This is a genomic window from Sphingobacterium sp. PCS056 (genome assembly GCF_023273895.1).
Lineage (GTDB): Bacteria > Bacteroidota > Bacteroidia > Sphingobacteriales > Sphingobacteriaceae > Sphingobacterium.
On record NZ_CP096883.1, the window covers coordinates 1,662,139 to 1,674,227 of the forward strand.

The 12,089-nt window shown below is 37.6% G+C and carries 8 protein-coding genes; 6 read left to right on the forward strand and 2 right to left on the reverse strand.

Annotated elements, in window-relative coordinates; genetic code table 11:
- Positions 1–107: 107 nt before the first annotated feature.
- Positions 108–2,054: a polysaccharide biosynthesis protein gene (locus tag MUB18_RS06970; RefSeq protein ID WP_248755447.1), complete on the reverse strand. Its 1,947-nt coding sequence runs from the start codon at positions 2,052–2,054 to the stop codon at positions 108–110.
- Positions 2,055–2,674: 620 nt separating this feature from the next.
- Between MUB18_RS06970 and MUB18_RS06975 the strand changes: the two genes are divergently transcribed.
- Positions 2,675–3,937: a chloride channel protein gene (locus tag MUB18_RS06975; RefSeq protein ID WP_248755448.1), complete on the forward strand. Its 1,263-nt coding sequence runs from the start codon at positions 2,675–2,677 to the stop codon at positions 3,935–3,937.
- Positions 3,938–4,030: 93 nt separating this feature from the next.
- Here MUB18_RS06975 and MUB18_RS06980 read toward each other — a convergent pair whose 3' ends face one another.
- The gene (locus tag MUB18_RS06980) at positions 4,031–4,222 is read right to left on the reverse strand and encodes a cold-shock protein (protein WP_021190047.1); all 192 of its coding nucleotides are present in this window, start codon (positions 4,220–4,222) and stop codon (positions 4,031–4,033) included.
- A gap of 256 nt (positions 4,223–4,478) precedes the next feature.
- Between MUB18_RS06980 and MUB18_RS06985 the strand changes: the two genes are divergently transcribed.
- The 5 genes from MUB18_RS06985 (at position 4,479) to MUB18_RS07005 (ending at position 12,028) form a co-directional block, all read left to right on the forward strand.
- Positions 4,479–6,809: a GH92 family glycosyl hydrolase gene (locus MUB18_RS06985; protein ID WP_248755449.1), complete on the forward strand. Its 2,331-nt coding sequence runs from the start codon at positions 4,479–4,481 to the stop codon at positions 6,807–6,809.
- A gap of 6 nt (positions 6,810–6,815) precedes the next feature.
- Positions 6,816–7,529 carry a basic secretory family protein gene (locus MUB18_RS06990; RefSeq protein WP_248755450.1) on the forward strand — a complete coding sequence of 238 codons (714 nt, stop codon included), beginning with the start codon at positions 6,816–6,818 and terminating at the stop codon, positions 7,527–7,529.
- 11 nt (positions 7,530–7,540) lie between these two features.
- Complete coding sequence (locus MUB18_RS06995) at positions 7,541–9,835, forward strand: GH92 family glycosyl hydrolase (protein ID WP_248755451.1); 2,295 nt, start codon at positions 7,541–7,543, stop codon at positions 9,833–9,835.
- Positions 9,836–9,915: 80 nt separating this feature from the next.
- On the forward strand, positions 9,916–11,340 hold the full coding sequence (locus tag MUB18_RS07000) for a sensor histidine kinase (protein ID WP_248755452.1): 1,425 nt from the start codon (positions 9,916–9,918) through the stop codon (positions 11,338–11,340).
- Between the two features lies 1 nt (position 11,341).
- Positions 11,342–12,028, forward strand: a complete 687-nt coding sequence (locus MUB18_RS07005; RefSeq protein WP_248755453.1) for a response regulator transcription factor — start codon at positions 11,342–11,344, stop codon at positions 12,026–12,028.
- Positions 12,029–12,089 lie beyond the last annotated feature (61 nt).

The following is a 12,089-nucleotide window of genomic DNA, read 5'->3' on the forward strand; positions in this document are numbered from 1 at the left end:
TTAAATTTTCTATCGAATATTGGGGGATTTTTAATGGTAAAAAATAGCCCATGTAATTTTGTTAAGGGCTATTTTTATTTTTTTAGGGATTAAGCTGCAGAATATGATTAAACTTCAGCAATGATTTTTTCTTGAATTTCCTCATCAAGATCTTCAAATATCGAATTTTGAGATTTGAATTCGGGAACTATTTTTTTAAGTTGCTGTACCAATTTCATATCATTTATTTCTCCTTTACCAATCGTAGTGATGTCTTCACTGAGCTTGTGGATCAGATGGCATTTTTCAGCAATATCTTCGCGATTGACCTGTGCTATCATGATCTTTGGATGATGAGTTTTTTGCGTATTTTCATCATTGGCAAGTAATTCCTCAAATATCTTTTCCCCAGGTCTTAATCCAACAATCTTAATATCGATATCTTCAGGATAGCGGTATCCTTTTAATTTGATCATGCGCTTGGCAAGATCTATAATTTTGACTGATTTGCCCATGTCAAAAACAAATATTTCGCCTCCCTTTCCCATTACACCTGCTTCTTGAACCAATAAACAAGCTTCTGGAATCGTCATAAAGTAACGTGTGATATCTTCATGTGTAAGCGTCAATGGTCCACCATGTTCCATTTGTTTTTCAAACAATGGGATTACGGAGCCATTAGATCCGAGGACATTACCAAATCGGGTTACGATAAAATTAGTTTTTCCAAGAGAGCTGCAACTATTGACATAAATTTCTGCAGCACGTTTGGTAGCTCCCATGACATTAGTCGGGTTTACTGCTTTATCTGTAGAGACCATGACAAATTTATGGATACCATAGGCTACCGCAAGATCAGCCATGTTTTTGCTGCCCACCAAATTGGTCCAAATTGCTTCATATGGATTTTGCTCCATCAAAGGAACGTGTTTATATGCTGCTGCATGGAAGATCATCTGTGGACGGTAGCGTTTAAAGATCCGTTCCATAAATACCTTGTCGCGCACATCTCCTACAATACACTTGACACGGTCAGGATGTGACGCTTTTAGCGATTGTTGTAAATCGTACAGCGGTGATTCGGCTTGATCCAATAAAATTAAGTGACGGTAATTGCGTTGTGAAATCTGACGCGACAATTCCCCTCCAATTGAGCCGGCTGCACCGGTGATTAAAATAACCTTATTATCCAATTCTGCATCAATACCTGGATTTTCAATTTTAATGGCTTTTCTTCCTAATAAATCCTCAATCTTTAATGCTCGAATTTCACGCTTCGCGCCCGAATTCAACATAACACGAGAGTTTGGCATTATTTTCAGTTCGACATTCAATTGTTGAAAGTGGTCGGTAACTTGGACTAAACGCTCGGGATCATTGTTTTCGACGGCAATAATGACTTCGGAAATCTTATATTGTTCAATAAAAGCGTGATCTATTTTTTCTAAATATAGAATGCGAAGCCCTGCTATGCGGTTACCAACTCGTGAAACTTTATCTTCAACAAAAGCGACGATGTGATTTTTCACGCGGCGGTCGTCACGTAATAGAGAATAAGCGACTAAACCAGGTCTTGAAGCTCCAAAGATCAGTACATTGCGGTTTTTACGATTGGGTAGAAATAACATTTCATAAATGCTTCTATAGGTTACACGAGCAGCAACCAACATCACCATCGTAAAAAAACTGTGCATAAATAGAATGATATACGACAGACGTAAAAAATCACCAGCTATCGTACCTTTAGGTATATAATAGCGAATAGCTATGGTTGGGATGGCCAATAACATAAAGGCAAGCCATACCGTTTTGAAGATTTTTGTAGCATCTTGAATCCCTGTTTGTCGGATAATGCCTTTATAGGTGCGCATCATCGTAAATGCTAGACTATAAACCACTAGAATGAACACACTCTTTTTAAGCATCATGGCTGTAGAATATTGTTCATGGATGCTATTGAAGATAAAGTTGGAAATAGCATAACATCCAAATACGATCACTAAATCGATCAAAAGTATCACCCAGCGCGGGTTATCTTTCCGTAGTTTTTTCTTTATCAGCGTAATATTAATCATGTTCGTGTTTCAAATATTAGGTAATTACTGATATATGGCTCAAGGAAAAATAGCTTATAGACATCAGATCCCATCGTTACTTTCATTAGCGTGATATAAGTAAAAACCAATTCCCAAATTTTGCTTCCTGTTGAAAAAATCGTGCCAAAAGACATATAATGTCTGATCTTAATCAAGCGAGGGCCTTTAAATAATTTTATAAAAGCGCTCTTCCTATCAGATGATCAAAAAAGCTGTTTTTAGTCATTAAAACAGTTATTTTTTCATTTGTATTCAAATCGCGTAATGTTTACATTATTTATGGTTTTGTAGCTACAAAGCTACAAATTTTATTGTTACCAAGTTGATTTAGTTTCTAAAGTCGCAAATGTCGTTAATTATCTCGTGAAAGAGAAAAAATAATATCAATGATTGACGAATAGTCGATGATGGTTTTGTGTATTCGTTTTTAAGTAGTGAAATTTCTAGGCCCATTATTTTTAGTTGTAAAATTCCAAAAGAATATGAAATTATTGTCATCATGATCTTAATGGTTTAGTTTTGAGGCTATTTTTTCGGGCAGTTATCCAGATATCTGTTTTTTTTTATGGTAGCTTTGTGCCGTTAATATGAATTCAATCATGAAAGATAAGATACAATTTTATAGTTATTTTAAACTTGTGATAGGCAGTATTATTGTCGCTGTGCTGTCGGGGATATTGGCGTATTCTCTTAAACATCTGACCACCTATTTTCAAGATTACCTTTTTGAGCTCGTGCCGGTCCTCCATATATACTTATATCTGATCTTTCCTTCTATAGGAATCACGATTATCTATTTTTTGAGAAAGTCTTTTTTCCAGAACAGGAAGAACAAAGGAATTCGTGAAATTTATCGTTCATTGGATACGCGTCAGGATCATCTTCCTTTTTATAAAATCCCATCACACTATATCAACGGTTTTCTGACAGTTATCTTTGGTGGGTCTACCGGGATAGAGGTTTCTACTGTGGTCGCTACAGCAACTGTTGGCAATCAGTTTAGTGAAAAAGGATGGATGCCTATGAAATATAAGAGAGAGTTAATCTGTGCTGGAGTAACAGCAGGGGTGGCGATTTTATTTGGGTCTGTCCTCGGTGGCTGGTTCTTTGCCATCGAAGTTATTGCAAGGGGATGGAAAAAAACAGTGCTCCTAAGCAGTAGTATAGCTGCAGTTATTGCTTATGTTGGGATATATTATTTTGAAAAAGAAACGTTATTACCCTTCTCTGTTCAAGATTGGCATTGGTACGGTTTGCCATTTATGGCTTTAGTGGCTGTATTGGCAGCTCTATTGGCACTTTATTTTATGAAGCTGGTACTTATTTCTAAAAAACTATTTGCAAGGATTAGTAATAATTTTCTTCGTGTTAATATAGGTGCTATCATGATCGGCACTCTAATTTTGTTTTTCCCAGCATTATATGGCGATAGCTATCATGGGCTTAAAGAAATGATCGGATTGCTTATACAACCTGCTGCATCAGCCGTTATACCATTTTCTTTGCTGCTATTGATTTTATTAAAACCATTTGTTGCTTCTTTGACCTTAGGTGCGGGTGGAGACGGAGGGGTATTTGCACCAAGCATCGTTGCTGGAGCATTTTTAGGAATGGCTACTGCAATCCTTTGTAATCTGATTTTTGGCTTAGATTTGATCGTGCTTAATTTTGCTTTGATCGGTGCTGCTTCGACATTGGCAGCAGCGATACACGGTCGGTTTACTGCCGTTTTTCTAATCTGTAGTATGGTTCCTAATGGCTATAGCTTAGTATTGCCTTTAGCAATGGCAGTTTGGTTGGCCTATGCAGTGGCAAAAAGATTAAATCCTTATCATGTATACACTTCTCCAGAAGTAGCCTAATCATAAAGGCGGCAAATGAATGCTCATGATTTGTAACATAAAAAAAGCAGCTTCCGATGAGGGAAGCTGCTTTGCAAGAAAATATAATAGTAATTAGTTTATTCTTACATTAACGGCATTTAAGCCTTTTTTTCCGTTTTCAATTTCGTAGCTAACGCTATCGCCTTCTCTAACTTGATCTTTTAAGCCTGAAATGTGTACAAATACATCGTCTCCACCATTTTCAGGGGTAATAAAACCAAATCCTTTAGTTTCATTGAAAAACTTTACAGTTCCTTTATTCATTTTATTTAAAAATTATATTGATACAAGGATAGGTTAAATATGTTAATAATTTTCTAGTGATCTTCAAAAAAGACTTTCAGATGACAATTCTAATTGTCTTATACTTCCTTTGTAATAAAGAAGATAGGAATTAATAATTGCTAAATTTTTATTTTCATTTATTGCTAAAAGGTTTTATCTTTATTTTTGTTAAATCAATTATTTCCCTACAATCATGTTGGAAATACCCAATTTATGTCAATTTAATTTACCACATATGATTTTTAAAACCCTAAAATGGGGGATAGCATGGAGTTTAAGCCTATCCTTATTTTGTACAAGTACTGTATCTGCCCAAAAATTAAATGGTAAACCTATCGATCCTGTTGATTTGGTTAATCCTTTAATGGGAACAGATTCAAAACCTTCGCTTTCAAATGGAAACACATACCCGGCAATTGGACTGCCATGGGGCATGAATATGTGGACACCACAAACAGGGAAAAATGGAGATGGTTGGCAGTACACCTATGCTGCTGATAAAATAAGAGGATTGAAACAAACGCATCAACCTTCTCCCTGGATGAACGATTATGGACAATTTTCTTTAATGCCTGTGACGGGTAAAGCGGCTTTTGATCAGGAGGAGCGAGCAAGCTGGTTTTCACATAAGGCGGAGAGAGCAACGCCTTATTATTATTCGGTATACTTAGCCGATCATGATGTAACGGCAGAACTTACACCAACAGAACGTGCAGCTTATTTTAAATTCACATTTAATAAAACGGATTCTGCATTCGTTGTACTTGATGCCTTTGATAAAGGATCTGAAGTACAGATTATTCCTGAAAAAAATATGGTGATCGGTTATTCTACACGTTATTCGCGTGGTAAATTGACCAATTTTAAAAATTATTTTGTTTTAATATTTGATCAACCTTTTGATAATTATTCAACTTGGGAAGGTAAGGAACGTTTCAAAGGCAAATTAAAATCTACGGCAGATCAAACGGGAGCTATACTGGGTTTTAAAGTGAAGGATAAGACTAAACCTGTTCAGGTGCGGGTTGCCTCTTCATTTATCAGTGCCGAACAAGCATTACTTAATCTAAATGAATTGGGGAACCGTAGTTTTGATCAGGTAAAAGCTGATGGAAGAGCCATCTGGAATGAAAAATTGGGACGTCTGGCTGTTGAAGGAGATAATATTGACCAAATGCGTACATTCTACTCGACTTTGTATCGTACTTTATTCTTTCCGAATAAGTTATATGAAATCAATGAATCGGGAGAAAAAGTCCATTACAGCCCATATAATGGAAAAGTACTTCCGGGTTACCTATTCGGTGGCACTGGATTTTGGGATACCTTCAGAGCGCTATATCCATTCTTAAATCTGATGTACCCATCTATCAATGTGGAGATGCAAGAAGGACTTAAAAATGCTTATCTAGAGGGCGGCTTTTTACCAGAATGGAGCAGTCCAGGTTTTGCAGATATCATGGTTGGTAATAACTCTGCTTCTGTAGTGGCTGATGCCTACATAAAAGGATTAAGAGGATACGATATCAATACACTCTATGAAGCGTTGAAGCATGGTGCTAATCATGAAGGACCAATGACTGCAGTGGGCCGTAAAGGAGTTGAATACTATAACAAATTGGGTTATGTGCCTTATGACGTGGGAATCAATGAAAACGCAGCACGTACACTTGAATATGCTTATGATGATTTTACAATTTATCAATTAGCTAAAGCATTAAAAAAGCCGAAAGCAGATATTGAATTATACGCTAAAAGAGCACAAAATTACCGTCATCTATTTGATCCTTCGACCAACTTGATGCGAGGAAAGAATAAAGATGGAAAATTTCAGAGCCCATTCAATCCACTGAAGTGGGGTGATGCGTTTACCGAAGGCAATAGCTGGCATTACTCGTGGAGTGTTTTCCACGATATAGAAGGACTGATTGAATTGATGGGGGGCAATAAACAATTTAATACGATGTTAGATAGTGTATTTACACAGCCACCAGCTTTTGATGATAGTTATTACGGTGGTACGATCCATGAAATCCGTGAAATGCAGATCGCGAATATGGGACAGTATGCACATGGTAATCAACCTATCCAGCATATGATCTACTTGTATAATTACAGTGCGCAGCCTTGGAAAACACAATATTGGGTTCGTCAGGTTTTAGACCGTATGTATCAAGCTACTCCTGATGGTTATTGTGGAGATGAAGATAATGGTCAAACTTCGGCTTGGTACGTTTTCTCTTCGCTTGGATTTTATCCGGTTTGTCCTGCTACCGATGAGTATGTATTGGGAGCTCCTCTTTTTGCAAAAACAACGTTAAAATTGGAAAATGGAAAAACAGTAGAAATCATCGGGAATAAAGCTAGTGCTCAGAATTTTTATGTCAATGATCTAAAAGTAAATGGGAAATCATATACCAAAAATTGGTTGAGTCATCAAGAATTATTAAAAGGGGGTACATTATCATTTGATATGACTTCTAAGCCAAACTACAATCGCGGAGCTACATTAGACGCTGCTCCTTATTCGATGAGTACAGAATTGAAAGCAATCTTTAAAAAATAATAAAAGATGAATTTTATTAAGATAGTGAGTGGTGTCATGGGGTTGATTGCTTGTCAATCAGCCCTTGCTCAAGATAATTGGCAGCATACCGAGCATGATCGCCAGGTGGCAGTTGATACGGATAGCATTACAAAAGGAGGGTATACCTTAATCTGGATCAATAAAGACCAAGATTTTAGCCCTGCATTAAAGGAAAAACTGATCCATACATTTTTTGTTAATTATCCCAAATTGGCGAAGACCTATAATAAGAAGACGATGAAAAAAGTCTCTTTTGTCATTGATCCTGATTATAAAGGTGTCGCTGCAACAGCAGGTGGCATCGTACGTTATAGTCCATCATGGTTTGCCAAAAATCCTGGAGATATCGATGTCGTGACACATGAAGTGATGCATATTGTGCAGGGATATCCGAATGGATCAGGTCCTTGGTGGATTACAGAAGGTATAGCCGATTATGTCCGATTTGTGGATGGTATCGATAATGCTGGAGCAAACTGGAAATTGCCGGAATGGAATGCAAAACAAAACTATTCGGATTCCTACCGCGTGACCGCCCGTTTTTTCTGCTGGATTGAAAAAAAGGTCAAAAAAGGATTTGTTAAAAATCTTGATGCTGCCATGCGCGATAAAACATACACAGAGGGATTTTGGAAAAAACAAACTGGAAAAACAATCGATGAGTTGTGGGATAGCTACAGCAAAAATCCCGCTTTATAAAACCTAAATCCATGATCAATAAACCACTTTTATACTTAGGGCTGTTCTTGTTTCCTAGCCTATTGCAGGCGCAGTCATCTCATTTAATACAATATGTAAAACCGTTAATTGGTACTGCCCGAATGGGACATACATTTCCAGGTGCAACCGTACCTTTTGGCTCTGTACAGTTGAGTCCCGATACCGATACTATTCCTTATTCAGTAAACGGTCAATATAACGGTGATGTTTATAAGTATTGTGCGGGATATCAATATGATGATCCTACAATTGTAGGATTTAGCCATACTCATTTTAGTGGTACTGGACATTCGGATTTGGCAGATATCTTAGTGATGCCTACCCAGGGGAAAGTTCAGCTCAATCCAGGCACGGCAGAACGACCACAAGATGGTTATCGCTCACCCTATTCGCATAGCAATGAAGTTGCTGAGGCTAACTATTACAAAGTGCTATTGGATAAACATCAGATCAAAGCAGAGATGACGACCACGACCCGTGTCGGAATACATCGATATACATTCCCAAAATCGGATGCCTCCCATTTAATCTTGGATCTGACAGCCGGTATCTATAACTACGAAGGGAAAAATGTATGGACTGTAGTGCGGGTTTTGAATGACTCAACATTGGTGGGATATCGCCAGACGAATGGTTGGGCTCGTACGAGAACCGTTTATTTTGCGATTAAAACCTCCAAAGCATTTAAAAATTATGGTGCTAAATATGAAGATGGCAAACAGGTGTATGCTGGTTTTTGGCGTAAATTTGATCAAAAGAATAATTTTCCAGATTTAGCAGCTCATCAAATTAAGATGCACTTAGATTTTGATACGAAGGAGGGAGAAGAAGTCTTGATGAAAGTGGCGTTGAGTCCGGTGAGTATGAAAAATGCGCTCGCCAATATGGAACAAGAGGCGCCACACTGGAATTTTGAAAATTATGTTCAGGCCGGACAGCAGTCTTGGGAACAGGAATTGAACAAAGTTCAAGTGGATATGCTCAATAAGGAAGATTTGGTGAATTTCTATACAGCGATGTACCATGCCAGTTTGATGCCGACGGTATATATGGATGTTAATGGGGAATATAAAGGTTTGGATCAAGAGGTGCACCAAGCAAAGGGATTTACCAATTATACCTCCTTTTCGCTATGGGATACTTTTCGTGCATTTCATCCTTTGATGAATTTGATCAACCCAACACGAAATGCTGATATGGTCGCTTCGATGATGGCACACTATGATCAAAGTGTGTTACATATGTTGCCGATCTGGTCGCATTATGCCAATGATAATTGGTGCATGAGTGGTTATCACTCGGTATCGGTTGTGGTAGACGCAATTTTGAAAGGTGTCTATAAAGGCGATGCACAGGCAGCACTAGCAGCTTGTGTGCAGACGGCAAACGCTCGAAAGTATGAAGGAATTGGACCTTATATCGATATGGGCTATGTCCCTGATGAGTTATCAGGAACTTCAGTTTCCAATACCCTGGAGTATGCTTATGATGATTGGTGTATTGCGCAACTTGCCAAAAAATTAGGGAAAGATGATGTTTATGAGACCTTTATTAAAAGAGCTGCTAACTGGAAAAATGTCTATGACTCCACAATCGGGTTTATGAGACCTAAAGATTCTAAAGGAGTATTTAGAGCAAAATTTGATGCCTTGGAAACTCATGGGCAAGGTTTTATAGAAGGAAATACCTGGAACTATAGTTTATACGTACCGCATCAACCTGCAGCCATGATGGACATGATGGGGGGTAAGAAAAAATTGGAAAATTATCTGGATTCTTTATTTACCATGGAACTGCCGGATAAATATTTTGAGCATACTGAAGATATAACGCGTGATGGGATCATCGGTAATTATGTTCATGGTAATGAACCGTCACACCATGTGGCTTACTTGTATAATTTAACGAATAGTCCTGGGAAAACGCAGGCACGTGTACGCCAGATCATCCGCAATCAATATCATAATGGTCATGCAGGACTTGGTGGCAATGATGACTGTGGACAGATGTCGGCTTGGTACCTATTTACTGCTTTGGGATTTTATCCTGTAGCACCAGGGGAAGATGCTTATTGGATCGGCAGTCCATTGGTCAAATCGGCGAAGATTAACTTAGAGAATGGTAAGACGATTTCAATACAAGTGAAAAATCAATCGGAAAAGAATGTGTATGTGAAAAAAGTAAGTCTAAATGGACAAACTTTATTGGGATTGAAACTTTCTTATGAGGCGATCAAAAATGGTGGAGAACTACAATTTGAGATGGCAAGTAAACCAAGTAAGTAGTAGATTACTTTATACATCAAGCACAGTCGATCAATATCATAGGCAGGACATAGACTAAATAACAGGTTTGAAAAATGTCAATGGTCAAGTATACACCTAAGAAGATAAGTAAAATTAAGATCATACAAGCGGTAGCAATTACCAGTTTTGTGGTCTTAATTTTTCTGCAGCTTCGATTGATATCGAGTGTTTATAAAATCGAACAACTTGATTTTTTAAAAAATGAAAAAGCGGGAATTAAGCTGGAATATGAACAATCGATCATCAATGATAAAGTCTATCGTGGTGGGCAAAAGATCATCGATTCCATCTTGATTCCTCAATACCCTAGGTTGCAAAAGTTAGCGAAAGAAGATCAAAAACTATTTAAACAAAAATTAAATCAATTAGGAGATCAAGTCTTGGTAGCGCTCAAAAAGGGGGCGAACTTTAATGTCGAATTTGACCATATCGTGCGTAAACAAAAGTTGGATCAAGCAGAATATAATTATGCGCTATATATGGACCGACTTAGTCTCACATTTGATGGGAATACCTATTATTCCTTATTTGATATCAGTACAGCAGATAGCAAAGGGTTAATAGATGGTCATCTGGAAGTTGTCCGGCCCCAAAATATTGTCTCCGCAATTACGGTTACGCTACCTTCTGCGTATTCTAATTTAGTAGGTTTTAAACTTTATGTGAGTAAGCATAATCAGGTCAAAAATATCCTGTTGGCTATAGCACCATTTTTACTTTTATCCTGTAGCAGTATTATTGTCATTGTTTTTTTATTTTTCATCACCATGCGCAATTGGATCAGGCAAAAGAAATTGAACGAAATTTCTGCTGACTTTTTCAACCATGTGACACATGAATTCAAAACCCCACTTACCACGATACAAGTGTCCGCCAAAAATCTGAAAGCAGATCTACAAGATAAAAAATGGACAGGTGGTTTTAGAAGTGTTGAGGTCATCAACCGGCAGGTGCAGCGCCTGGACAAATTGGTCAATCAGGCCTTGGAGGTTTCGTCTTTCGACCCGCAGGCAGCACAATTTGATAGACATTTTTTGATCACAGATTTATATGATATCATCCTCGATAGTCAGATCAAGTGGAAAAAAGAAGCCACAATTACCTTGTTTTTTGACGATCACATAGCCGAATTGTGTGCTTATTATGACCACTTTATGTTCACGACATTAATCACAAATTTGATCGAAAATGGATTAAAGTATAATGTAAGCAATGAAAAAAATGTGCGTGTGCAAGTTGTACAGCTATCTACGAAGCTGTTGGAAATTGAAATTCGTGACAATGGTTATGGAATCGAAAAGCGTGACCAAAAGCGTATATTTAATAAGTTTCAAAGGGGTGATCAGCTGAGGTCTATGACAGGACTGGGCTTAGGATTATATTTTGTTCAGAAAATTGTTGAGGTCCATAAATGGAAACTCGATCTGGATAGTACAATAGATGTTGGAACTATTTTTAGAATTACAATTCCAATTATTAAATAGTATGGAAGGTAAAATATTACTGATAGAGGACGACGCAGATTTAGGCTGCGAAGTACAATGGTATCTGGAACGAAGCGGTTTTGAAGTGCACTTGGTCGATGACGGTGATCAAGCATTAGCGCTAAGTAAAAGACAAAATTTTGATTTACTACTTGTTGATGTTCAATTGCCATCTTTTGATGGTTTTGAATTAATTAGGCGTATCAAGCTATTAAAACCAGAATTTCGATTTTTATTTCTGACCGCAAGAAATGCAAAAGAGAGCTGTATCACGGGTTTGAAATTGGGGGCAGATGATTATGTCACTAAGCCATTTGATACGGAGGAACTTTTATGGCGTATGAATAATATTTTAGCACGAGGAAAGGAGAAGAAAGTGGAGGAGTTACAAATTGCGGATGTAACCTTACTCTGTAGCGCTATGGAAGTGCGGGTGAATGGTGGAACCACGCTTCGTTTGACTACCCGTGAATTCGAGCTTTGGAAATACCTACTGCAAAATCTGGATCGTGTATTGACAAGAGAAGAAATATTGAATAAAATATGGGGCGAGTGTGATTATTTTATGGGTAGGAGTTTGGATGTCTTTATTTCTAGGATACGTAAAGTATTACAAAATTCGACTCAATTGAAAATTGAAACCGTGTACAAAGTTGGCTTTATCACACGATTGATCAAGCATGGATAAAAAAAATCGTTGTTAACAATTGATTAACAAGTTTTTGAAATAGGCTTTTCTATATTAGACT

What these genes read in the sequence shown, in the direction of transcription:
- MUB18_RS06985 (WP_248755449.1), top strand. Translation starts at nt 4,479, where the DNA reads ATGATTTTTAAAACCCTAAAATGGGGGATAGCATGGAGTTTAAGCCTA.
- MUB18_RS06995 (WP_248755451.1), top strand. Translation starts at nt 7,541, where the DNA reads ATGATCAATAAACCACTTTTATACTTAGGGCTGTTCTTGTTTCCTAGC.
- MUB18_RS06980 (WP_021190047.1), bottom strand. Translation starts at nt 4,222, where the DNA reads ATGAATAAAGGAACTGTAAAGTTTTTCAATGAAACTAAAGGATTTGGT.
- MUB18_RS06990 (WP_248755450.1), top strand. Translation starts at nt 6,816, where the DNA reads ATGAATTTTATTAAGATAGTGAGTGGTGTCATGGGGTTGATTGCTTGT.
- MUB18_RS06975 (WP_248755448.1), top strand. Translation starts at nt 2,675, where the DNA reads ATGAAAGATAAGATACAATTTTATAGTTATTTTAAACTTGTGATAGGC.
- MUB18_RS07005 (WP_248755453.1), top strand. Translation starts at nt 11,342, where the DNA reads ATGGAAGGTAAAATATTACTGATAGAGGACGACGCAGATTTAGGCTGC.
- MUB18_RS06970 (WP_248755447.1), bottom strand. Translation starts at nt 2,054, where the DNA reads ATGATTAATATTACGCTGATAAAGAAAAAACTACGGAAAGATAACCCG.
- MUB18_RS07000 (WP_248755452.1), top strand. Translation starts at nt 9,916, where the DNA reads ATGGTCAAGTATACACCTAAGAAGATAAGTAAAATTAAGATCATACAA.